Origin of the sequence: Thalassospira profundimaris, assembly GCF_003326675.1 — a bacterium.
Classification (GTDB): Bacteria; Pseudomonadota; Alphaproteobacteria; order Rhodospirillales; family Thalassospiraceae; genus Thalassospira; species Thalassospira aquimaris.
The window spans coordinates 1-22,154 of sequence record NZ_JPWF01000029.1; the positions used below are offsets into that span (position 1 = coordinate 1).

The window sequence follows — 22,154 nt, forward strand, 5'->3', positions numbered from 1 at the left end:
CAATCCGTGAAGGCGGTCGTACCGTCGGCGCGGGCGTTGTTGCCAAGATCATCGAGTAATTTTTTCTCTTGATCTTTGTGAAGCGGGCGGCTATGTAAGCCGCCCGCAACACTTTTGCGGCAATCGTCAACTCCAGTTGAGGGGCCGGTGTCCTTTTGAGGGCTCCGGTACATAATTACATGGATAGTCAGAACATTCGCATTCGCCTGAAGGCGTTTGACCATCGCGTGCTGGATCAGTCCACACGTGAGATCGTCAATACGGCGAAGCGCACTGGCGCAGAGGTCCGCGGCCCGATTCCGCTGCCGACCCGCATTGAGAAATACACTGTTCTGCGGTCTCCGCACATCGATAAGAAATCGCGTGAACAGTTCGAAATCCGTACGCATAAGCGTCTTCTCGACATTGTCGACCCGACCCCGCAGACCGTCGATGCTTTGATGAAGCTCGATCTGGCTGCCGGCGTCGACGTCGAGATCAAACTTTAATCGGGAGTAAGCCGCAATGCGTAGTGGACTTATTACCCAGAAGGTAGGCATGACCCGCGTCTTCAAAGACGATGGTTCGCACCTTCCTGTAACCGTTCTGAAGGTCGAAGATCTTCAGGTTGTCGCCAACCGTACCAACGACACCGACGGCTACGTCGCTGTTCAGCTTGGTTATGGCAAAGCGAAAGTGAAAAACGTATCCAAGCCGATGCGTGGCCACTTCGCCAAAGCCAAGGTTGAGCCGAAAGCCAAACTTGCTGAATTCCGCGTAAGCGAAGATGCCCTGATCGAAGTTGGTGCAGAACTTTCTGCCGCTCACTTCGTTGAAGGTCAGTTCGTTGACGTAATCGGCACTTCCATCGGTAAAGGTTTTGCCGGTGCGATGAAGCGTCATAACTTCGGTGGTCTGCGTGCGTCGCACGGTGTGTCGATTTCGCACCGTTCGCATGGTTCCACCGGTCAGTGCCAGGATCCGGGCCGCGTCTTCAAAGGTAAGAAGATGGCTGGTCACCTCGGTGCCGCTCGTGTGACCGTTCAGTCCCTTAAGGTTGTCGCTTCCGACGCCGATAAAGGCCTGCTTCTGATCCATGGTGCAGTTCCGGGTCACAAGGGCGCATATGTCCTTGTTAAGGACTCCGTCAAGCGTGCTGCACCGGAAGGTCTTCCTTTCCCGGCTGCGCTTAAGGGTGCTGCCCCGGCTGCTGAAGAAGCTGTCGCCGAGGATAAGGAATAAGCATCATGAAGCTCGACATTCTTAAACTTGACGCTTCCACGGCAGGTAACATCGATCTCGCAGAAGAGATCTTTGGTCTGGAAGTACGTCGTGACATCCTGCACCGCATGGTTAACTGGCAGCTGGCAAAACGCCGCGCCGGTACCCACAAGGTGAAGGAAAAGTCGGAAGTTTCCGCAACCACGAAAAAATTCGTGCGTCAGAAGGGTAGTGGCGGTGCTCGTCACGGTTCCCGTAAGGCTGCACAGTTCCGTGGTGGTGGTACCGTGCACGGTCCGCGCGTTCGCGACCACGCACACGATCTGACCAAGAAATTCCGTAAACTCGCGCTTAAAACCGCTCTGTCGGCTAAAGCAAAAGACGGTAAGCTTATCGTTCTTGATAACGCGGAATTCTCGGACGCAAAAACCAAGAATCTGGTCGCAGTTTTCGGTAAACTCGGCTGGAAATCTGCACTGATCATCGATGGTGCGCAGGTCAATGAAGGTTTTGCACGCGCAGCGCGCAACATCCCGCAGATTGACGTGCTTCCGGAGATTGGTGCTAACGTCTATGACATCCTGCGCCGTGACACCCTGGTGCTGACCAAGGGTGCGGTCGAAGCGTTGGAGGCACGTCTCAAATGACGATCATCAGCAAAGAGCGGATGTACGAAGTCATCCGCGCCCCGCATATCACTGAAAAGTCGACGCTGATTTCTGAACACAACGCAGTTGCGTTCAAAGTTGCGATCGACGCCACCAAGCCGGAAATCAAGGCTGCTGTGGAAGGTCTGTTCGGGGTGAAGGTCAAGGCGGTCAATACCTCTGTGGTAAAAGGAAAAACCAAGCGTTTTCGCGGTGTTTCCGGTCGTCGGAGCGATTTCAAGAAAGCGATGGTAACCCTCGAAGAGGGTCAGTCCATCGACGTGACTACGGGAATCTAAGACAATGGCTTTGAAGAAGTTTAAACCAACCTCTCCTGGTCGCCGTCAGCTGGTTCTCGTGGATCGTTCTGATCTCCACAAGGGCAAGCCGATCAAATCGCTGACCGAAGGTCTGCGTAAGAACGGTGGCCGTAACAACACTGGTCGTATCACCGCCCGCCGTATTGGTGGTGGTCACAAACGTCGTTACCGTCTCATCGACTTCAAACGTACGAAGTTTGATGTCGTCGGTACCGTCGAACGTTTGGAATATGATCCGAACCGTACCGCGTTTATCGCACTGGTTCGCTATTCTGACGACGAGCTGGCCTACATCCTCGCACCGCAGCGTCTCGCTGTTGGCGACAACGTTGTTGCCGCTGAACGCGTAGACATTAAGCCGGGTAACGCCGCACCGCTGAAGAACATTCCGGTCGGTACCATTGTCCATAACGTCGAACTGAAAGCCGGTAAAGGTGGTCAGATCGCACGTTCAGCAGGTGCATACGTGCAGCTCGTTGGTAAGGACCAGGGTTACGCCCAGCTTAAGCTGTCCTCCGGTGAGGTACGTTTGGTTCGTGGTGAATGCATGGCTACCATCGGTGCCGTGTCCAACCCGGACCATCAGAACACTAACCTTGGTAAAGCCGGCCGTAATCGCTGGCTCGGCAAGCGTCCTTCGGTTCGTGGTGTTGCCATGAACCCGATCGATCACCCGCATGGTGGTGGTGAAGGTCGTACTTCGGGTGGTCGTCACCCGGTTACGCCGTGGGGCAAGCCTACCAAGGGCAAACGTACCCGCTCGAACAAAAAGACCGACGCGCTCATCATGCGCCGTCGTCACAAGAGCTAACGGAGGAGGCTAGACTATGGCGCGTTCCGTTTGGAAGGGTCCGTTTGTTGACGGATACCTTCTTAAGAAAGCCGATACTGTCCGTGCCTCTGGCCGGAATGAGGTAATTAAGACCTGGTCGCGGCGCTCGACGATTTTGCCGCAATTCGTAGGCCTCACCTTTGGGGTTTACAATGGCCAGAAATTCCTGCCGGTGCTGGTGACCGAAGATATGATCGGCCACAAGTTCGGTGAATTCTCGCCGACCCGTACCTATTATGGTCACGCGGCCGACAAAAAGGCGAAGAGGAAGTAACGATGGGTAAGAAAGCTGACATCCGTCGGCTGGCGGATAACGAGGCAGCAGCTTCGCTCCGGGCAGTACGCATTTCCCCGCGTAAGCTCAACCTCGTCGCCGAGTCGATCCGTGGTTTGAAGGCAGAAGCTGCTTTGGCAGAACTGACCTTCTCCAACAAACGTATTTCGCAGGACGTCAAAAAGCTGCTGGAATCGGCAATTGCTAATGCCGAGAACAACCATCAGCTCGATGTCGACCGTCTCTATGTTAAAGAGGCATCTGTTGGTAAGGCCTTCGTGATGAAACGTTGGCGCGCCCGTGCACGCGGTCGTGTTGGCAAGATCATTAAGCCGTTCTCCAACATGCGCATCGTCGTTTGCGAACGTGAGGAGACCGAGTAATGGGTCAGAAAGTAAATCCGATCGGTCTGCGCGTTGGGATTAACCGTACCTGGGATTCCCGCTGGTACGCCAACAAGGCCGATTTCGCTGGTCTTCTTCACGAAGATCTGGCGATCCGTAAGTACATCTTCGACCGCCTCAAGCAGGCTGGTGTTGCGAAGGTGATTATCGAACGTCCGGCGAAGAAAGCCCGCATTTCGATCCACACCGCTCGTCCGGGCGTTGTGATCGGGAAAAAAGGCCAGGACATCGAGAAGCTCAAGAACGATCTGCAGAAACTGGCGAATGCCGAAGTGCAGGTTAACATCATCGAAATCCGCAAGCCGGAAATCGATGCCAAGCTGGTCGCTGACAACATCGCCCAGCAGCTTGAGCGCCGTGTTTCGTTCCGTCGCGCTATGAAGCGCTCGGTTCAGAACGCAATGCGTCTCGGTGCTGGCGGCATTCGTATTAATGCTGCTGGTCGTCTTGGTGGCGCTGAAATCGCTCGTACCGAATGGTACCGTGAAGGTCGCGTTCCGCTGCACACTCTGCGTGCGGACGTTGATTACGGCACTTCCGAAGCACACACCACCTATGGTGTCTGCGGTCTGAAGGTCTGGATCTTCAAGGGCGAGATCATGGCACACGATCCGTTGGCTTCTGAGCGTAAAGCTCTCGAGTCGACCGGTACCACACGTAAGTAAGGAGATACGAATATGCTTTCTCCGAAACGTACAAAGTTCCGTAAAGCCTTCAAAGGCCGCCTTAAAGGTGAGGCCAAAGGTGGTACGGATCTTAATTTCGGTGCTTATGGCTTGAAAGCCTTGGAGCCTGAGCGTATAACGGCGCGTCAGATCGAAGCGGCTCGCCGCGCGATCACCCGCCACATTCGCCGTCAGGGTCGTGTGTGGATTCGCGTTTTCCCGGATCTCCCGGTCTCGCAGAAGCCTGCCGAAGTCCGTCAGGGTAAAGGTAAAGGCTCGCCTGAATATTGGGCGGCACGCGTTAAACCGGGTCGGATCATGTTTGAACTCGACGGTGTTCCGTTGGATCTTGCACGCCGTGCTTTCGAGCTGGCAGCGGCAAAATTGCCGATCAAGACCAAGTTTGTCACCCGTCTTGGTGAAGGGGAGTAATTAGTGATGAAAATTGCTGATCTCCGCGCTAAAAGCGCTGACGAACTGAAACAGCTGCTGCTGGACCTGCGTAAAGAATCGTTCAACATGCGATTCCAGCAGGCTTCCGGTCAGTTTGAGAACACTGCGCGGGTCCGTCAGGTCCGTCGTGATATTGCCCGCATCAAAACCCTTCTCGGCAACGAGAAGGGCGCGACCGCGGCCTAAACTGGACACGCAGAGGAGTAAACACACATGCCGAGGCGTGTATTGCAGGGGACAGTCGTTTCGACCAAAAACGACAAGACCGTGGTGGTCCGTGTGGAACGCCAGGTCATGCACCCGCTGTATAAAAAGTACGTGCGTAAGTCGAAGAAATTCCACGCGCATGATGAAGAGAACCGCTTCAAAACGGGTGACGTCGTTCGTATTCGCGAATGCAAGCCGATCTCGAAGTTGAAGTCTTGGGAAGTAGTGGTCGAGGAGTGATTCCTCAGCCCAACCATAGTCAAGGGGTAAACCCATGATCCAGATGCAGTCCAATCTGGACGTTGCCGACAACAGCGGCGCTCGCCGCGTCCAGTGCATCAAGGTGCTGGGCGGCTCGAAGCGCAAAACCGCCAACGTTGGTGATGTTATCGTGGTTTCCGTTAAGGAAGCCATCCCGCGCGGTCGCGTTAAGAAGGGTGCAGTTCACAAAGCTGTTATCGTTCGCACCGCAAAGGAAATCCGTCGTGCCGATGGCTCGGCGATCCGCTTTGACCGCAACGCTGCCGTTCTCATTAATGCGAACGGCGAGCCGATCGGCACGCGTATTTTTGGCCCGGTAACCCGTGAACTTCGTTCTAAAGGTTACATGAAGATCATTTCGCTCGCTCCGGAGGTGCTGTAATGGCTGCCAAGATTAAAAAGGGCGACCGCGTCATTGTTCTGACGGGTAAAGACAAAGGGAAGACCGGCGAGGTTCTCGCCGCATTCCCGACCGAGAACAAAGTTCTGGTTTCGGGTATCAACCTGGTGAAACGTCACCAGCGCCCGACCGGTGCTGATGCCGGTGGCATCGTCGAGAAGGAAGCAAAAATTGCTGTTTCCAACATCGCGATTGTCGATCCTAAAGAAAACAAGCCGACCCGCGTCGGTTTCAAGACCCTTGATGATGGTCGCAAGGTTCGCTTCGCGAAGCTCAGCGGCGAAGTCATCGACAACTGAGGGACGGAAAAATGACGCGCCTGCGCGAACATTACAAAGAAGTGGTGCGTGACGCACTCCTGAAGGAGTTCTCCTACGAGAACACCATGGAGATTCCGCGCCTCGAGAAAATCGTGATCAACATGGGTGTCGGCGACGCCACCCAGGATCGCAAAAAGCTGGAAGGTGCTGCTGCGGATCTCGCTGCCATCACCGGTCAGAAGCCTATCTTCACCAAAGCGAAAAAGTCGGTTGCGGCTTTCAAACTTCGTGAAGGCATGAACATCGGTTGTAAAGTGACCCTGCGTCGCGATCGTATGTTCGAGTTCCTGGACCGTCTGGTCACCATCGCGCTTCCGCGCGTTCGTGACTTCCGCGGCCTGAACAAAAAATCTTTCGATGGTCGTGGCAACTTCGCCATGGGCTTGAAAGAACAGTTCGTCTTTCCTGAGGTAGAGTACGACAAAGTCGACTCTGTTCGCGGGATGGATATCATCATTTGTACCACGGCTAAGTCCGACGCCGAAGCTCTTGCCCTTCTTAAGGGTTTTGATCTTCCGTTCGGAAACTAACGGAGGTTGGCCCATGGCCAAGAAAAGCTCAGTAGAGCGTGAACTCAAACGTGAACGCCTGGCAAAGCAGTTTGCTGCCAAGCGTGCCGCCCTTAAAGCGGTTATCGCAAACCGCGAGACTTCCCCTGAGGAACGTATCGTGGCTGTGATGAAACTCGCCCAGCTGCCGCGTAACTCGGCTCGTATCCGTCAGCGTATCCGCTGCCAGGTATCCGGTCGTCCGCGCGGTGTCTATCGCAAATTCCGCCTGTCCCGTATCGCCCTTCGTGAACTTGCTTCGCGTGGTCAGATCCCGGGCATGGTGAAATCCAGCTGGTAAGGAGGACATCACATGTCGATGACTGATCCAGTCGGTGATATGCTCACGCGTATCCGCAACGGTCAGCGCGTTGGTAAATCCAGCGTTGTCTCGCCGGCTTCGAAACTGCGTACCGGTGTGCTGGATGTTCTCCAGCGCGAAGGTTATATCCGCGGTTATAATGTTAGTGAAATTCGCAAGGGCGTCAGCGAAATCACCATCGAACTCAAATATTTTGAGGGCGATGCAGTGATTAAGCAGATCGACCGCGTCTCGACCCCGGGCCGTCGCGTATACTCGAAGATCAAAGATCTTCCGAAAGTATACAACGGACTCGGCATCGCAGTCCTGTCCACTCCGAATGGGGTTCTCTCGGATCAGGAAGCTCGCGAGCAGAATGTCGGCGGCGAAATCCTCTGTAAAGTATTCTAAGGAGGGCCACGATGTCGCGAGTTGGAAAAAACCCGGTGGCAGTGCCTAGCGGCGTTACCATCACCTTGACCGAAGAGCAGATCGTTGCAAAAGGCAAGCTCGGTGAGCTTAACCTTGCTTTGACCTCGGATGTATCCGTCACCCAGGAAGAAAACCAGATCTGGGTAAAACCGAAAAACGATAGCAAGCGCGCTCGTGCCCTTTGGGGTACCACCCGTGCGAACATCGCGAACCTCGTTACCGGGGTTTCTGAAGGTTTCACCAAGAAATTGGAAATCACCGGTGTTGGTTACCGTGCGCAGGTTCAGGGCAACAACCTTGTTCTGCAGCTTGGCTTCTCACACGACGTTGAAATGGAGATCCCCGCGGGTCTGAACGTTGTTGCTGAAAAGCCGACCCTTATCGCCATCTCTGGCGCAGATAAACAACTTGTCGGTCAGTTCGCTGCTAACGCACGCAGCTGGCGCGGTCCGGAGCCTTACAAAGGCAAGGGTGTCCGTTACGAAGGCGAGTATATCTTGCGCAAAGAAGGCAAGAAGAAGTAAGGACTGGCACGATGAAAAACGCGAGAAGCCTTTTCGAACGCCGCAAGCGTCGCGTTCGTTTTGCGATCCGCCAAAAAGCGGCCGGTCGCCCGCGCCTCAGTGTGCACCGTTCGAACGCTCACATCTATGCTCAGATCATCGACGACGTCGCTGGCACCACCCTGGTGGCTGCTTCGACGATGGAAAAAGATCTGAAGGCGAAAGGCAGCAATGCCGACGCCGCTGCTCTGGTTGGCAAAGCCATTGCCGAGCGCGCAGCAAAAGCTGGTGTGAAAACGGTCGTATTCGATCGTGGCGGGTATCTGTTCCATGGCCGGGTGAAAGCTCTGGCCGATGCCGCCCGTGAGGGCGGTCTGGACTTCTAAGGAGCACGACCATGGCACGTAACCAGAATCAACAGCAGCAGGCACCTAAAGCCCGTGAAGAAAACGAACTCGTCGACAAGCTGGTTGGTATCAACCGCGTCGCGAAAGTCGTTAAGGGCGGCCGTCGCTTTGCTTTCTCCGCAATGGTAGTTGTCGGTGACCAGCGCGGTCGCGTCGGATACGGCACGGGCAAAGCCCGTGAAGTTCCGGAAGCGATCCGTAAGGCTACCGAAGCTGCAAAACGCAATATGATCCGCGTTCCGCTTCGTGAAGGTCGTACCCTTCACCATGATACGCAGGGCCATTTCGGTGCAGGCAAGGTTATCCTTCGCTCGGCTCCGGCTGGTACCGGTATCATCGCCGGCGGTGCGATGCGTGCGGTTTTCGAAACCATGGGCGTTCAGGACGTTGTGTCCAAATGCACCGGTTCGAACAACCCGCACAACGTGATCCGCGCAACCCTTGACGCTCTGGTCAACGGTGCTTCCCCGCGTCAGGTCGCTGCTAAGCGTGGCCTGAAAGTCGGTGACGTCGTTGCCCGTCGCGATAGCGGTTCGGCTGCTGCCGCCGTTCTCGAAAAGGAGTAATTCGATATGGCTGCTAAGAAAAAAGCGACCGTTCGCGTTACCCAGACGGGTTCGCCGATCGGACGTCCGGCTGATCAGCGTCAGACCCTTGTTGGTCTTGGCCTGAACAAACTGCACCGGACTCGTGAGCTGGAAGATACCCCAGCTGTTCGCGGTATGATCGCAAAGGTCAAACACCTCGTCCGTGTGGACGAGGCTTGATTGACCCCAGATCGAAAAGGTGTTGAACGATGAAACTCAACGAACTTGCCGATAACCCGGGTGCCCGCAAGGCGCGCACCCGCGTCGGTCGCGGCATCGGTTCGGGCAAAGGCAAAACTTCTGGCGCAGGTCAGAAGGGTCAGAAGTCCCGTTCGGGTGTAGCCATCAATGGCTTCGAAGGCGGGCAGATGCCGGTCTATCGCCGTCTTCCGAAACGCGGCTTCAAAAACCCGTTCAAGAAACAGTTCGGTGTTGTGAACCTTGGTACCCTTCAGACCGCCGTTGATAACGGTGTTCTTGAAGAAGGTGCAAATGTCACCATCGCTGTTCTGACGGAAAAAGGTCTTGCCCGTCCGCAGAAAGACGGTCTGCGCCTTCTTGCTAAAGGCGAACTGAAAGCGAAACTGAACATCGAGATCTCCGGTGCTTCCAAAGCAGCTGTTGAAGCTGTTGAGAAAGTCGGTGGTTCGGTCAAGGTTCTTGCTCCGGTCGCTGCAGAAAAAGCAGAATAAGCTAGAATGACTTCGCGAGGGTCCGGTTCCAGTAATTTACGGGACCGGACCCTCCAGTTTATGTGTATTGGGAGATGAGTGCATGGCATCGGCCGCCGAGCAGCTTGCCGCGAACCTGAACTGGTCGTCTTTTTCTAAGTCGACTGAGCTTAAAAAGCGTATCTGGTTCACTTTGGGCGCGCTTATTGTATACCGTCTGGGAACCTATATTCCGGTTCCTGGTGTTGACCCGTCCATTCTTGCTGACATTTTCCGTCAGAATGCGGGCGGCGTTTTGGGCATGTTTGACATGTTCGCCGGTGGTGCGCTGGGTCGTATGACGATCTTTGCGCTGAATATCATGCCGTATATCTCGGCTTCGATTATCATCCAGCTGATGACAACTGTTGCTCCGTCGCTTGAGTCTCTCAAGAAAGAGGGCGAACAGGGTCGCAAAAAAATTAATCAATATACCCGCTATCTGACGGTGCTGATTGCAACGGTTCAGGCGTGGGGCATTGCTGTTGGTCTTGAAAGCATGAGCGGTTCGACCGGTGCTGCTGTTCATGACCCGGGCATGTTCTTCCGCTTTACCGCTGTTGTGACGCTTGTCGGTGGCACCATGTTCCTTATGTGGCTTGGTGAACAGATCACCCAGCGCGGCATTGGTAACGGTATTTCGCTGATCATCTTTGCCGGTATTGTTGCCGGTTTGCCGAGCGCGATTGCCGGCACGCTTGAACTTGGTCGTACCGGTGCAATTTCTGCACTCGTTATCGTCGCGATCATCATTCTTGCTGTTGCTGTTATCGCGTTTATCGTGTTCGTAGAACGTGCACAGCGCCGTGTTCTGATCCAGTACCCGAAACGCCAGGTCGGCATGAAGGTCATGGAAGGTCAGAGCTCGCACCTGCCGCTCAAGATCAACACGGCCGGCGTTATCCCGCCGATCTTTGCTAGCTCGCTGCTGCTGATGCCGCTGTCGGTTGCTCAGTTCACGGCTGGCGGCAATGCGCCGGAATGGCTGACGACTGCGACCGCACTGCTTGGTCGTGGCCAGCCGCTCTATATCGCGCTTTATATCGGCTTGATCGTCTTCTTTGCCTTCTTCTACACTGCGGTTGTTTTCAACCCGGAAGACACGGCAGACAACCTGAAGAAACACGGTGGCTTTATTCCGGGCATCCGTCCGGGTAAAAATACCGCGAACTATCTGGATTTCATTCTGACCCGCTTGACGGTTATCGGTGCAGCTTATCTTGCATTTGTCTGTATCCTTCCGGAGCTTCTGATCGCGGAATGGTCGGTTCCCTTCTACTTTGGTGGGACTAGCCTCTTGATCGTAGTCACGGTAACCATGGATACAGTGGCGCAGATTCAGTCCCATATGCTGGCGCACCAGTATGAAGGCCTGATCAAGAAATCCAAAATACGTGGTCGCCGCCGTTAAGAGTGGCTTCCGAATTCAGGGGGACGACAATGAACATTATCCTTCTTGGCCCTCCCGGTGCGGGGAAAGGCACCCAGGCCAAGCGTCTCGAAACGGGACGCGGCATGATCCAGCTTTCGACTGGTGACATGCTTCGTGCAGCAGTTGCTGCTGGCACGGAACTGGGACTGAAGGCAAAGGAAGTCATGGATGCGGGACAACTCGTATCCGACGATCTGATGATCGGTCTGATTTCCGAACGACTTGACCAGGATGATACCAAAGGCGGTTTCATTCTGGACGGGTTCCCGCGTACGACGGCCCAGGCAGAAGCCCTGGACGTCATGCTGGAAACCAAGGGTCTGGCACTTGACTATGTGATTGAGCTGCGTGTCGATGACGCCGCGTTGGTTGCCCGCATTGTGGGCCGCTATACCTGTGCGAAATGCGGGCAGGGCTATCACGACGAGTTCCAGAAACCCGCTGAAGAAGGTGTCTGCGACGTATGTAGCGGCACTGAATTCAAACGCCGTGCGGATGACAACGCCGAGACGGTCACATCGCGACTGGAAGCTTATCACAAGCAGACAGCACCGATCATTCCTTACTATGAAAAGGTCGGTAAGCTGAAAACAGTTGACGGGATGGCCGAAATCGACGAAGTTACGCGCGAGATTGAAGCCATCCTGGGGTAATTTCCCGGGCAGGGCGTATTTTGCTTGCGGGTTAGCAGTAATGCTGGCCCGCTTTTGCAGCGCTCTTCCCTACCGGATCTGCCCTTGGGTTTGTTAACAGGAAACAGGAGTTCACATAGTGGCTCGTATTGCTGGCGTAAACATCCCGACCGCGAAGCGCGTCGTGATTGCGCTTACCTACATCACCGGCATTGGCCCGGCGAAATCGAAAGAAATTTGCGCAAAGGTTGGTATCGAAGCAGCAACCCGTGTTCATCAGCTTTCTGATGACCAGGTTCTGAAGATCCGTGAAGTCATCGACGCTGATTACACCGTTGAAGGCGACCTTCGTCGTGAAACCGCAATGAACATTAAACGTCTGATGGATCTGGGCTGCTACCGCGGTCTCCGTCACCGTCGCGGTCTCCCGGTACGCGGTCAGCGTACCCACACCAACGCTCGCACCCGTAAGGGCCCGGCTAAGCCGATTGCTGGCAAGAAGAAGTAAGGTAGGGGAACGACAATGGCGAAAGCTCCTCAGACTCGCGTCCGTCGCCGCGAGCGCAAGAATATTACGAACGGTATCGCGCACGTGAACGCGACCTTCAACAACACCATGATCACCATCACCGACGTTCAGGGTAACACCATTTCCTGGTCGACCGCTGGTGGTATGGGTTTCCGCGGTTCGCGTAAATCGACTCCGTATGCTGCACAGATGGCTGCCGAAGACGCAGGTAAAAAAGCTGCTGAACACGGCATGAAAACTCTTGAAGTTCAGGTTAAAGGCCCGGGTTCGGGACGTGAATCTGCACTGCGTGCGCTTCAGGCTGTCGGTTTCACCATTACGTCGATCAAAGACGTAACGCCGATCCCGCACAACGGTTGCCGTCCGCGTAAACGTCGTCGCGTCTAATCGCGTCGATCTTTGCGGACGACCCCGCGTTTGGGCCCGGAACCACCGGGCCCCTTCGCGTTTCTCGCGAGGGCAGATTTCTGTCCTCCTTACCATAGGCTCCAGTTGCGAAGGTGGGTCTCGTGATTCAAAAGAACTGGCAGGAACTGATTAAGCCGACGAAGCTTGATGTTACTCCGGGTACGGATGCCAGCCGCATCGGTACGATCGTGGCGGAACCGCTGGAGCGCGGTTTTGGTCAGACTCTGGGTAACGCGCTGCGTCGCATTCTGCTGTCGTCGCTCCAGGGTTCGGCGGTGACTGCGATCCAGATCGACGGTGTATTGCACGAATTTTCGTCGATTCCGGGCGTGCGTGAAGATGTCACCGACATCATCCTGAACATCAAGACCATGGGCGTGCGTATGCATGCTGAAGGTCCGAAGAAAATGACCCTGAAGGCGACCGGCCCTGGTGCCGTCACCGCAGGTCAGATCGAAACTGGCGCTGATATCGAAATCCTTAACCCGGATCTCGAACTTTGCCATCTTGACGATGGTGCTACCCTGCACATTGAATTCACCGTTGATAACGGTAAAGGCTATGTTGCAGCCAGCTCGCACAGCTCTTCGGACGCGCCGATCGGCCTTATTCCGATTGATGCGATCTTCAGCCCGATCCGTAAAGTGGCCTACAAGGTGGAAAACACCCGTGTTGGTCAGGATACCGATTTTGACAAGCTGTCGCTGACCGTTGAAACCAACGGTGCACTGACCCCGGAAGATTCGGTTGCACTTGCTGCCCGTATCCTCCAGGACCAGCTGTCGCTGTTCGTCAACTTCGAAGAGCCGGAAGCGGTTGTCGAAGAGAAGAAAGAAGACGAACTGCCGTTCAACCGTAACCTTCTTCGTAAGGTTGACGAGCTTGAACTGTCGGTACGTTCGGCGAACTGCCTGAAGAACGACAACATCATCTATATCGGTGATCTTGTTCAGAAAACCGAAGCAGAAATGCTCCGTACGCCGAACTTCGGCCGTAAGTCCCTGAACGAAATCAAAGACGTACTGGCTCAGATGGGCCTGCATCTCGGTATGGAAGTCGGCGGTTGGCCGCCGGAAAACATCGAAGAACTTGCTCGCAAGTTCGAAGATCCGTTCTAAGAACGGGTCTTCGGCCTTCGGGTCGTTTTCGGAACATTCGTGTTCCAAACCGGATAACCAGTTGTTTGGGCGTCCGGCGGGCGAATTGCCCACACCGCACGTGCATGACCTGGCTTTGATCAGGGTGGCGGCGCGGTTTTACAATCGGTTTCGTGAGCGAAGCCAGGCTATTTAGGAGAGTTACCATGCGTCACGGTATGCAAGGCCGTAAGCTTAATCGTACTTCGTCCCATCGTAAGGCGATGTTTGCCAACATGGCAGTTTCGCTGCTCACCCACGAGCAGATCAAAACCACTCTTCCGAAGGCCAAGGATCTTCGCCCGTATGTCGAAAAACTGATTACGCTGGGCAAGCGGGGCGACCTGCATGCACGCCGTCAGGCTATTTCGATCCTGCGTGACGATAAAGTCGTTGCCAAGCTGTTCGGCGAAATCGCTGACCGCTACAAAGAGCGTTCCGGTGGTTACACCCGCGTTCTCAAGGCTGGCTTCCGTTACGGCGATGCGGCTCCGGTAGCTGTGATTGAACTTGTCGATCGCAACGTCGAAGCAAAAGGCGCGGCTGACCGCGCTCGCCTCGAAGCAGAGGGCGAAGGCGAAGAAGCTGCTGCTGAATAAGCAACGCTTCGGCCTTTAAGAAACAGAAACGGGCGATGCCATATGGTGTCGCCCGTTTTCTTTTGGCCCTGTGCTGGCTGATGCCTTTTGCGTTAAGGCGCCTGTCAGGAAAATTGTTCATATTTCCGCCAAGGTTGGACGGCAAATCTTGTTTTCCTAATTCATTTGTCTGTGGATTTCCCCGCATATACGCCGACACAGACATATCCGACGGTTTGACAGCAAAGAGAGAACGACACGTGCAGGTAAGATGGATTCCCACCATTCTGACATTCGCAACCATTTCCATGGCAGTTCTTGGCGGTATCGCGCCTCTCAAACAGGCGCAGGCCCAAACAGCGACGCATAGTGATGATCGCCGTTTACCGACCAGCCAGGCCGAAATGAAGATGTCGTTTTCCCCGCTGGTCAAACAAACTGCCCCGACCGTGGTCAACATCTATACCAAGAAGGTCGTCTCCGAGCGTCAACGCACACCGTTCTTCAATGATCCGTTCTTCAAGCAGTTCTTTGGTGAACAGTTTGGCGGCGCATTCGGCGCACCGCGCCAGCGGGTCGAGCGGTCACTGGGGTCAGGCGTGATCGTTTCCGGGGATGGTACGATTGTCACCAACCATCACGTAATCGATGGGGCGAGTGAAATTCGTGTCGTTCTGCATGATAACCGTGAATTTGATGCCGACCTTGTCGGCTCGGACGAGCGTACGGATTTGGCTGTATTGAAGCTGCGTGGTGTAGAAACAGCCTTGCCCGCCATTACATTCGGGGATTCGGATGCGGTCGAGGTCGGCGACCTTGTTCTGGCCATCGGTAACCCGTTCGGGGTTGGCCAGACTGTGACAAGTGGTATTGTTTCCGCCCTGGCGCGTGCTGGTGTGACCGGGCAGGATTACCAGTCCTTTATCCAGACCGATGCCGCGATCAACCCGGGGAACTCCGGCGGGGCGCTGATTGATATTGATGGCAAGCTGATTGGTGTGAACTCGGCGATCTTCACCAAATCGGGGGGCTCGAACGGGATCGGCTTTGCTGTTCCGGTCAATATGGTCAAGGTCGTGATGCGTGGCCTGATCAGTGGTGACTTGCGTCGCCCGTGGGTCGGTGCCAGCGGTCAGGCCGTGACGGCCGATCTGGCATCTTCGCTGGAACTGGATCGTCCGCACGGGGTTTTGATCAGTGCGGTGCGCGATGGAAGCCCCGCCTTGCGCAGCGGTTTGCAGGCCGGCGACGTGGTGGTTGCAGTAAATGGCCTTCCTGTTGATAACCCAAATGAACTTAAATTCCGGATTGCCACGCTTGAACTTGATAGCGCGGCAAATCTGACCGTTCTGCGCCGTGGCAAGGAAATCAAACTGTCGATGCCGCTTGAAGTCGCACCGGAACGTCCGGCCCGCGAAGAAAGCGTGATTGATGGCAACAATCCGTTCAGCGGTACCAAGGTTTCAAACATGAACCCGGCACTGGCCGACGAGCTTGGTGTGGATACACTGAGCGAAGGTGTCATTATCCTTGGCGTAGCTCGCGACAGTCTTGCCCGTCGCACCCGTCTTCAGGCCGGTGACTATATTGTTGAAATCAATGGCGAGAAGATTGACTCGGTCGCCCGCCTGAAGGAAGTTGTCAAAGCAGGCGAACGCAGCCGGGACTGGAAAATTGCGGTTAAACGCGATGGCAAGGTACTGACAGGCGAGTTTACCCTGTAATCGCCATCCGCAACGAGAAGACCGTCTATGCCATCCCTGTTTGAAAGTCAGGTAACCCGGCCTTTGGCCGACAGACTTCGTCCCGCCAAACTTGAAGAAGTTGTGGGGCAGGGGCATCTGTTTGGTGATGACGGTCCGATCACCCGCATGATCAAAACCGGGCGGGTGCCCTCGGTCATCCTTTGGGGGCCGCCCGGCTGTGGGAAAACCACCTTGGCGCGCCTGATGGCCGATGTTGCCGATATGGCGTTCGAGCCGCTATCGGCGATCTTTTCGGGCGTTGCCGACCTTCGCAAGGTGTTTGAACGTGCCCGGGCACGTCGGTCAACCGGCGGGGCCACCTTGTTATTCATTGATGAAATCCATCGTTTCAACAAAGCCCAGCAGGACAGTTTCCTTCCTTATGTCGAGGACGGCACCATCACCCTGATCGGGGCGACGACGGAAAACCCATCGTTCGAGCTTAATGCCGCCCTTTTGTCGCGCTGTCAGGTCCTTGTCCTTAAGCGTCTGGATGATCAGGGACTTGAAGAGCTTCTGGTGCGCTCCGAAAAGGAAATGGGGTTCGAGCTTCCCGTTACCCCCGAGGCCCGCGAAACATTGCGTGCCATGGCCGATGGTGACGGGCGCTATTTGCTGAACCTTGCCGAAGAGCTGTTTTCCCTGCCGCCCAGTGACACCGGTGATGATGGTCCGCTTGGCGTGGCCGAGCTGGCCCGCACCGTGCAAAAGCGGATGCCGATCTATGACAAGGGCGATGACAGTCATTACAACCTGATCAGTGCCTTGCATAAATCCATTCGCGGCTCGGACCCGGATGCGGCCCTTTACTGGTTTAACCGGATGCTGGCCGGGGGCGAGGATCCGAAATTTGTGGCCCGTCGTCTGACCCGTATGGCGGTCGAGGATATCGGCCTTGCCGATCCGCAAGCCCAGCAATTCTGTATTGGTGCATGGGAATCCTATGAACGGCTTGGCAGCCCGGAAGGGGAACTTGCCCTGGCGCAGGCTGTTATTTATCTGGCGCTGGCCCCGAAATCGAATGCCGGTTACGCCGCCTATAAGCGGTCCCTTAAGGTCGCACGCGATACCGGATCGCTGATGCCGCCGGCCCATATCCTCAATGCCCCAACCAAGCTGATGAAGGATATCGGCTATGGCACCGGCTATGCCTATGACCATGATCAGGAAGACGGATTTTCCGGGCAGAACTATTTCCCCGAAGGCATGCGGCGTCAGAATTTCTATGAGCCGGTCGAACGCGGTTTTGAACGGGATTTGAAAAAGCGGGTCGAATATTTTGATCGCTTGCGCCAGGAACGGCAACAAAAGCGATCCAAAGATTAACTGACGGTTGGTTAGTTGTCTTTTTGGAAACAATCTAGTGAACAGTATTGGGATAAACAGAGCCCTTTGAATGGGCTAGTTTCAGGTCAACAAACGAACACGCTTTTGGAGACCTCAAATGACCAATATTCTGCACGTGAATGCATCTGTGAACGGTGAGAATTCCAACTCCCGCCAGATCGCTTCCAAACTGATCGAGCGCATTGTTGCTGCTGATCCGTCGGCCACAGTCGTTGAGCGTGATGCCAATGACAAAGCAATTTCCGCACTGACCGGCGAAACAGTTGGCGCTTTCTACACCCCCGAAGGCTCCCGTTCCGAGGTACAGAAAGAAGTGATTTCTGTTTCGGATAAAATGGTTGCCGAAGTTCAGGCTGCGGACATCGTTATCATCGGCGCACCGATGTATAACTTCAGCGTTCCGTCGACCCTGAAAGCCTGGGTTGACCTGATTGCCCGCGTTGGGGTGACCTTTAAATATACGGATAAAGGAGCCGTAGGTCTGATGACCGGCAAGAAAGCCTATGTCGTTGTTGCGACCGGCGGTACACCGGTGAACAGCCCGGCTGACTTTGCGACCCCGTATCTGAAGCAGGTTCTTGGCTTTATCGGCATTTCCGATGTTGAAATCATTGATGCATCGGGCTTTGCGGTAAATGCCGAGGAAGCAATGGTTCGCGCCATTGCCAATGTTGAAGCCGTTGCTTTGCCTTCTGTTGCCTAAGGCTTCTTTGAATAGACGTTCCTTTATGCAGACCCGGTGATCGGCGAACCAAATTCCCCCCCCCCGATCGTCGATTACCGAGTTTAGCATTCCATGATGCCCGACTGTCCCCCAGTCGGGCATTTTGTTTCCGATCAAATCCGTATAACGTGCTAGCTTGTTGTTCCGAGTGATACAATCGGATGAATGCAAGCAGGCGGGTGGTGGATTTGAAACGGCTGGTAATGTTTGCTTTATGGGGAATACTGGTTCTTGGCGGGATATTTGTCGTCGTCCGCTTTACCGGACTGATTGACCATATTCTATCGGCCGGGGAACCGCCGGATTTCACCTTTGCGCCCGAAACCTCGGTGCCCAAGGCCCGCAATTACTTTATTGCCTGTCCGGCCAATCTGTCACCCAAAACAGATCGATCCATGCAAAGCCCGGTTTTCAATACGGCGGCATCGACCCTTGCCGATGTGATGATTGAAACCGCCCCCGCGCATGGCATGACTCTGGTCAGCAATCCCACAGGGGGTGAACCCGGCCGGCTTTACTTCCTTGCCCGCACGCCCGTCTTCCATTTTCCCGACTGGGTTCAGGTCGAACTGATCCTGCCTGAACAGGGCGAAGACATTACGTTTTGCCTGTTTGCACAGTCGGTTTACGGACTGGATGATATTCAACAGAATGAAAAGCGCACCCGGGCCTGGATTGCCGATATCGTTGCCAGAATGGGGCAGTCGGGTTAAGGATCGCTTAGATCATTGAAAACACGTATGGTCTGCTGTCTGATAGCGGAGGTCATGCGCATTCAATGAAGGTGCGCTTCTGGGTTCCGATATAGCCTTGGCCCCATACCGTTTTCACACGTGACTTTTGATGATTGAAAGAATAGGTTCCGCGCCATGCAATTTTCACCGTTGTTAATCGCTTCCATTGCCTTGGGCGGGGCCATTGGTGCAGTCGCACGTCACAGTGTGTCTGTCATGATGGGGTCAATGCTCGGTAACGGATTTCCCTGGGGAACCTTGACGGTCAATATCGTCGGGTCGTTCCTGATGGGCGCGCTGATCGAACTTTCGGCCCTGAAACTATCAATGGGGCCGGAACTGCGCGCGCTTCTTGTGACCGGTTTTCTGGGGGCGTTTACAACCTTTTCGACTTTTTCGCTGGACGTAGCGACCCTATATGAACGAGGCAATCTTGGTCTTTCGGCCCTGTATGTGATTGTTTCCGTCGTGGTTGGTATTTCCGCGCTGTTTGGCGCGATGGCGCTGGTAAGGGGTATTCTGCAATGAGTGGTGTCACTCTGCGCAAGGTCAAAGCAGACGAAGCCGATTTGCGGCTGGATCGCTGGTTCAAGCGCAACTGCCCGGAATTCACATTCGGTCAGGTTCAAAAGTTTCTGCGTGGCGGCCAGATCCGTGTGGATGGCAAACGTGCAAAGGCCAACCAGCGTGTCGAGCCGGGGCAGGAAATCCGCGTTCCGCCCGTACCGGTAATGTCGGGTGGCGGTTCTGAGCCTTGGGCGCAGGACGGGGCCTATAACCCCGCCGAAGTCCAGCAGCGCAAACAGGCAGGCCCGTCAAAATCCGATGCCAGCGAGGCAGAGCTTCAAGCCCTTCGCGATTCTGTCATTTTTTATGACGAAGTGGTTCTTGCGATTAACAAGCCTGCCGGTCTTGCCGTACAGGGTGGTACGAATACCAGCCTGCATGTCGACGGGATGCTTGATGCCCTGAAACTTGATAGCAAGGAGCGCCCGAAACTGGTGCACCGTCTTGATAAGGACACCAGTGGCGTGCTGTTGCTGGCACGTTCGGCATCTGCTGCCCATGCGCTGACCAAGGCATTCAAGGATAAGTCGACCCGCAAGCTTTACTGGGCGATTGTCACCGGTGCGCCGGCTGAACGCGAAGGCCTGATTGACGCACCGCTTGCCAAACTGGCAGGCAAGGGCGGGGAGAAAATGGTCATTGACGAAAAGCAGGGCAAATCGGCGCAAAGTGTGTTCCGCCAGTTGCACCGTGCGGGCCGCAAGGCTGCCTGGCTTGCCCTGTCACCACTGACCGGTCGTACTCACCAGCTGCGTGTTCATTGCGAAGCGATTGAATGCCCGATCCTCGGCGATGGTAAGTATGGCGGGGCCAAAGCATTCATTGATGGTCTGTCCAATCAGATGCATCTGCATGCACGTGCGATTGATTTCCCGCATCCGGTGACCGGACATCGCGTGGTGATCGAAGCCCCGGTGCCGCCCCATTTCGCCGAAAGTCTCAAGGCGCTTAACTTCGATCCGAAAACGCCGACCAAGTTCCTGACGCCGGAAATTCACCGCGAAAAGGAAGAAAAGCCGAAGCCAAAGGCCAAGCCGTCGCGTTCGCGCAAGAAATAATGCCGGATCAAAAGACCCGATAACGCGAAAAGCCGACGCAGTGCGTCGGCTTTTTCGTCCCTGTCAGAGGTCAAAACCAAAAGGCGTTGAATGACATTCGAGCTTGTTGTTAAGCGATAACCTAGTGTTTTCCGAAACGTTTGATGAAGGCATCATGCACCCGGTTCAGATGCTGGGCATGAACCGTATTTCCCATGCGTTCACATATTTCGGCCTGACCTTTGATCATAAACGCAATGCGTTTGCGGCCCTGCGTCGTGTGTACCATGCTTTCGCCTTCCTCCAGGGCGGTCACAATCGGGATTTGCTCACACTCGGCAATTGCGAGAATTTCTTCCTCCTTAAGATCACTGAAATCGATACAGTCCCTAAGCGTGAGCATCTTTTGCCTCCGCTGTCAAAAGATCAGAAAACCATTGTATCGCGCCTTTGGGGTGATCAAAAGAAGATCAAAATTTACCATAGATTTCCATTGCTTCCGGGGCAGTAAAAAATGCTTCTGTCTTGCAGGTGTCAGGGACTCGATCTTTGACCGGCTTTGGATTAGGTTCTGCCTTTCCGTTAGACAGGATGAAAGACCCCACATGACCACAGATCCGCTCAGACTTGTCGTATTTGATTGTGACGGCACCCTTGTTGACAGCCAGCACGCCATTGCCCATTGCATGGATCATGCATTCGCGCAAAACGGTCTGGATTGCCCGGGACTTGAAAATACCCGCACAATCATTGGTTTGAGCCTGCCGGAAGCCATTACAAAGCTGGCATCGCCGAAACGTGTGGAAGATGACGTGATCGCGGCTATTACCGCGGCCTATAAGGCGGCGTTCTTTGCCCTGCGCCAGACCCCGGATTTCTACGAGCCGCTGTTCCCCGGCGTGCGTGAACTTCTGGCCGAGCTTGATCGTCGCCAATGGCTCAGTGGCGTTGCCACCGGCAAGGCCCGTCGCGGTCTTGATGCGGTTTTGGCCCGTAACGAACTTGAAGGCCGGTTTGTGACCCTGCAAACCTGTGACAATCATCCGTCAAAGCCCAATCCGGCGATGCTGATGGCGGCCCTTGATGAAACCGGTGTTGATGCACCCAATGCGGTGATTGTTGGTGACACCAGCTATGACATCGAAATGGGCCGTGCGGCCGGGATGATCGCAATCGGGGTTGATTGGGGCTATCATGATGTTGATACGCTGCACAAATCCGGTGCCCATGCGGTGATCAGCCATTTTGATGATCTGCCCGGTGTGCTGGACAAAATCTGGGAAAATAACCGTGACGCCGCTTAAAAATCCGGAACTTGCCCCGATCAGTTTCGAACTGGTGGTGGCAATTGACCCGCAAGATGCGTTTGATGCTTTTACCAAGGGTTTTGGTGACTGGTGGCCGACAGACAGCCATTCGGTATCCAAGAAGGATTGTCTTTCAATCGGGCTTGACCCAAAGGCAGGTGGCGCGATTGTCGAACGCGTGAAGGGCAAAAAGGATATCGTTTGGGGCAGCATTGATACCTGGCAGCCCGGCGAACGCGTATCCTTTACCTGGCATCCGGGATGGGATGCCGGCGATTTCACCCGTGTCGATGTTCGTTTTGATCTGAACGATTTCGGGCGCTGTGTGATCCGGCTTGAACACAAGGCATGGGAAAATGTCGGCGATATCGCCCCGGCCCTGCGCGAGGGATATCTTGCGGGCTGGGAATTCGTGTTTGGCGAATGTTTTGGCAATTATCTGCGGACATCGCGTCGATAATTGCGGGCGTTCCCCGATGTGCCGTCCTAAAATAGGTTGACGGTTTT

36 protein-coding genes are annotated in these 22,154 nt (G+C 54.9%); 35 read left to right on the top strand and 1 reads right to left on the bottom strand.

Going from position 1 to position 22,154, the window contains the following annotated elements; translation table 11 throughout:
* Positions 1–179 precede the first annotated feature (179 nt).
* The 33 genes from rpsJ (at position 180) to TH19_RS22110 (ending at position 20,361) form a co-directional block, all read left to right on the top strand.
* Positions 180–488 (top strand): 30S ribosomal protein S10, encoded by a 309-nt coding sequence (rpsJ, locus tag TH19_RS21950; RefSeq protein WP_007091508.1) that lies wholly within the window; start codon positions 180–182, stop codon positions 486–488.
* Positions 489–504: 16 nt separating this feature from the next.
* Positions 505–1,221: a 50S ribosomal protein L3 gene (gene rplC / locus TH19_RS21955; protein WP_114104502.1), complete on the top strand. Its 717-nt coding sequence runs from the start codon at positions 505–507 to the stop codon at positions 1,219–1,221.
* A gap of 5 nt (positions 1,222–1,226) precedes the next feature.
* Positions 1,227–1,847, top strand: a complete 621-nt coding sequence (gene rplD / locus TH19_RS21960; RefSeq protein ID WP_114104503.1) for a 50S ribosomal protein L4 — start codon at positions 1,227–1,229, stop codon at positions 1,845–1,847.
* Positions 1,844–2,146, top strand: coding sequence for a 50S ribosomal protein L23 (locus TH19_RS21965; RefSeq protein ID WP_068518270.1), 303 nt, complete (start codon positions 1,844–1,846; stop codon positions 2,144–2,146). Before rplD ends, TH19_RS21965 begins: the two co-directional genes overlap by 4 nt.
* Before the next feature lie 4 nt (positions 2,147–2,150).
* Positions 2,151–2,978 carry a 50S ribosomal protein L2 gene (gene rplB / locus TH19_RS21970; RefSeq protein ID WP_114104504.1) on the top strand — a complete coding sequence of 276 codons (828 nt, stop codon included), beginning with the start codon at positions 2,151–2,153 and terminating at the stop codon, positions 2,976–2,978.
* 16 nt (positions 2,979–2,994) lie between these two features.
* Positions 2,995–3,273: a 30S ribosomal protein S19 gene (rpsS, locus tag TH19_RS21975; RefSeq protein ID WP_008892178.1), complete on the top strand. Its 279-nt coding sequence runs from the start codon at positions 2,995–2,997 to the stop codon at positions 3,271–3,273.
* Between the two features lie 2 nt (positions 3,274–3,275).
* Complete coding sequence (gene rplV, locus TH19_RS21980; protein WP_114098873.1) at positions 3,276–3,656, top strand: 50S ribosomal protein L22; 381 nt, start codon at positions 3,276–3,278, stop codon at positions 3,654–3,656.
* A complete protein-coding gene (gene rpsC / locus TH19_RS21985) occupies positions 3,656–4,342 on the top strand; it encodes a 30S ribosomal protein S3 (RefSeq protein WP_114104505.1) in 687 nt (228 codons plus the stop codon). Before rplV ends, rpsC begins: the two co-directional genes overlap by 1 nt.
* A gap of 12 nt (positions 4,343–4,354) precedes the next feature.
* Positions 4,355–4,774, top strand: coding sequence for a 50S ribosomal protein L16 (gene rplP / locus TH19_RS21990; RefSeq protein WP_114104506.1), 420 nt, complete (start codon positions 4,355–4,357; stop codon positions 4,772–4,774).
* Between the two features lie 6 nt (positions 4,775–4,780).
* Positions 4,781–4,981, top strand: coding sequence for a 50S ribosomal protein L29 (gene rpmC, locus TH19_RS21995; protein WP_008892182.1), 201 nt, complete (start codon positions 4,781–4,783; stop codon positions 4,979–4,981).
* Between the two features lie 27 nt (positions 4,982–5,008).
* On the top strand, positions 5,009–5,242 hold the full coding sequence (gene rpsQ, locus TH19_RS22000) for a 30S ribosomal protein S17 (protein WP_008892183.1): 234 nt from the start codon (positions 5,009–5,011) through the stop codon (positions 5,240–5,242).
* Between the two features lie 34 nt (positions 5,243–5,276).
* Complete coding sequence (gene rplN, locus TH19_RS22005) at positions 5,277–5,645, top strand: 50S ribosomal protein L14 (RefSeq protein ID WP_008892184.1); 369 nt, start codon at positions 5,277–5,279, stop codon at positions 5,643–5,645.
* Positions 5,645–5,962 (top strand): 50S ribosomal protein L24, encoded by a 318-nt coding sequence (gene rplX / locus TH19_RS22010; protein WP_114104507.1) that lies wholly within the window; start codon positions 5,645–5,647, stop codon positions 5,960–5,962. Before rplN ends, rplX begins: the two co-directional genes overlap by 1 nt.
* A gap of 11 nt (positions 5,963–5,973) precedes the next feature.
* Entirely contained in the window at positions 5,974–6,513 is a 540-nt protein-coding gene (gene rplE, locus TH19_RS22015; protein ID WP_114104508.1) for a 50S ribosomal protein L5, read from the top strand.
* Positions 6,514–6,526: 13 nt separating this feature from the next.
* Entirely contained in the window at positions 6,527–6,832 is a 306-nt protein-coding gene (rpsN, locus tag TH19_RS22020; RefSeq protein WP_114104509.1) for a 30S ribosomal protein S14, read from the top strand.
* A gap of 12 nt (positions 6,833–6,844) precedes the next feature.
* Entirely contained in the window at positions 6,845–7,243 is a 399-nt protein-coding gene (rpsH, locus tag TH19_RS22025) for a 30S ribosomal protein S8 (protein WP_114104510.1), read from the top strand.
* An 11-nt stretch (positions 7,244–7,254) separates the two neighbouring features.
* The gene (gene rplF, locus TH19_RS22030; protein WP_114104511.1) at positions 7,255–7,788 is read left to right on the top strand and encodes a 50S ribosomal protein L6; all 534 of its coding nucleotides are present in this window, start codon (positions 7,255–7,257) and stop codon (positions 7,786–7,788) included.
* 11 nt (positions 7,789–7,799) lie between these two features.
* Positions 7,800–8,153: a 50S ribosomal protein L18 gene (gene rplR, locus TH19_RS22035; protein WP_114104512.1), complete on the top strand. Its 354-nt coding sequence runs from the start codon at positions 7,800–7,802 to the stop codon at positions 8,151–8,153.
* 11 nt (positions 8,154–8,164) lie between these two features.
* Complete coding sequence (gene rpsE / locus TH19_RS22040; protein ID WP_008892191.1) at positions 8,165–8,740, top strand: 30S ribosomal protein S5; 576 nt, start codon at positions 8,165–8,167, stop codon at positions 8,738–8,740.
* Positions 8,741–8,746: 6 nt separating this feature from the next.
* Complete coding sequence (rpmD, locus tag TH19_RS22045; protein WP_007091489.1) at positions 8,747–8,941, top strand: 50S ribosomal protein L30; 195 nt, start codon at positions 8,747–8,749, stop codon at positions 8,939–8,941.
* 29 nt (positions 8,942–8,970) lie between these two features.
* The gene (rplO, locus tag TH19_RS22050) at positions 8,971–9,453 is read left to right on the top strand and encodes a 50S ribosomal protein L15 (protein ID WP_114104513.1); all 483 of its coding nucleotides are present in this window, start codon (positions 8,971–8,973) and stop codon (positions 9,451–9,453) included.
* Positions 9,454–9,535: 82 nt separating this feature from the next.
* Positions 9,536–10,882: a preprotein translocase subunit SecY gene (gene secY, locus TH19_RS22055; RefSeq protein ID WP_114104514.1), complete on the top strand. Its 1,347-nt coding sequence runs from the start codon at positions 9,536–9,538 to the stop codon at positions 10,880–10,882.
* Positions 10,883–10,911: 29 nt separating this feature from the next.
* Complete coding sequence (locus TH19_RS22060) at positions 10,912–11,556, top strand: adenylate kinase (protein WP_114104515.1); 645 nt, start codon at positions 10,912–10,914, stop codon at positions 11,554–11,556.
* Between the two features lie 118 nt (positions 11,557–11,674).
* A complete protein-coding gene (rpsM, locus tag TH19_RS22065; RefSeq protein WP_114104516.1) occupies positions 11,675–12,043 on the top strand; it encodes a 30S ribosomal protein S13 in 369 nt (122 codons plus the stop codon).
* A gap of 15 nt (positions 12,044–12,058) precedes the next feature.
* The gene (gene rpsK / locus TH19_RS22070) at positions 12,059–12,451 is read left to right on the top strand and encodes a 30S ribosomal protein S11 (protein WP_044828432.1); all 393 of its coding nucleotides are present in this window, start codon (positions 12,059–12,061) and stop codon (positions 12,449–12,451) included.
* Positions 12,452–12,573: 122 nt separating this feature from the next.
* Positions 12,574–13,590, top strand: a complete 1,017-nt coding sequence (locus TH19_RS22075) for a DNA-directed RNA polymerase subunit alpha (RefSeq protein ID WP_114104526.1) — start codon at positions 12,574–12,576, stop codon at positions 13,588–13,590.
* Positions 13,591–13,775: 185 nt separating this feature from the next.
* Positions 13,776–14,207 carry a 50S ribosomal protein L17 gene (gene rplQ / locus TH19_RS22080; RefSeq protein WP_101247951.1) on the top strand — a complete coding sequence of 144 codons (432 nt, stop codon included), beginning with the start codon at positions 13,776–13,778 and terminating at the stop codon, positions 14,205–14,207.
* Positions 14,208–14,446: 239 nt separating this feature from the next.
* Positions 14,447–15,910, top strand: coding sequence for a DegQ family serine endoprotease (locus tag TH19_RS22085; protein WP_258548090.1), 1,464 nt, complete (start codon positions 14,447–14,449; stop codon positions 15,908–15,910).
* 27 nt (positions 15,911–15,937) lie between these two features.
* Positions 15,938–17,257 (top strand): replication-associated recombination protein A, encoded by a 1,320-nt coding sequence (locus TH19_RS22090; protein ID WP_114104518.1) that lies wholly within the window; start codon positions 15,938–15,940, stop codon positions 17,255–17,257.
* 118 nt (positions 17,258–17,375) lie between these two features.
* Entirely contained in the window at positions 17,376–17,981 is a 606-nt protein-coding gene (locus TH19_RS22095) for an FMN-dependent NADH-azoreductase (RefSeq protein WP_114104519.1), read from the top strand.
* A 224-nt stretch (positions 17,982–18,205) separates the two neighbouring features.
* Entirely contained in the window at positions 18,206–18,715 is a 510-nt protein-coding gene (locus tag TH19_RS22100; protein WP_181846520.1) for a DUF1499 domain-containing protein, read from the top strand.
* A gap of 156 nt (positions 18,716–18,871) precedes the next feature.
* Positions 18,872–19,264: a fluoride efflux transporter CrcB gene (gene crcB, locus TH19_RS22105; protein WP_114104521.1), complete on the top strand. Its 393-nt coding sequence runs from the start codon at positions 18,872–18,874 to the stop codon at positions 19,262–19,264.
* Positions 19,261–20,361, top strand: coding sequence for an RluA family pseudouridine synthase (locus TH19_RS22110; protein ID WP_114104522.1), 1,101 nt, complete (start codon positions 19,261–19,263; stop codon positions 20,359–20,361). The genes crcB and TH19_RS22110 overlap by 4 nt, the downstream gene beginning before the upstream one ends.
* A gap of 121 nt (positions 20,362–20,482) precedes the next feature.
* Here the strand turns inward: TH19_RS22110 and TH19_RS22115 are convergent, their stop codons facing one another.
* The gene (locus tag TH19_RS22115) at positions 20,483–20,743 is read right to left on the bottom strand and encodes a hypothetical protein (protein ID WP_114104523.1); all 261 of its coding nucleotides are present in this window, start codon (positions 20,741–20,743) and stop codon (positions 20,483–20,485) included.
* 202 nt (positions 20,744–20,945) lie between these two features.
* Between TH19_RS22115 and TH19_RS22120 the strand changes: the two genes are divergently transcribed.
* Together TH19_RS22120 and TH19_RS22125 are read left to right on the top strand one after the other, a co-directional pair.
* Entirely contained in the window at positions 20,946–21,644 is a 699-nt protein-coding gene (locus tag TH19_RS22120; protein ID WP_114104524.1) for an HAD-IA family hydrolase, read from the top strand.
* Positions 21,631–22,107 (top strand): SRPBCC domain-containing protein, encoded by a 477-nt coding sequence (locus TH19_RS22125; protein WP_114104525.1) that lies wholly within the window; start codon positions 21,631–21,633, stop codon positions 22,105–22,107. Before TH19_RS22120 ends, TH19_RS22125 begins: the two co-directional genes overlap by 14 nt.
* Positions 22,108–22,154: the final 47 nt, after the last annotated feature.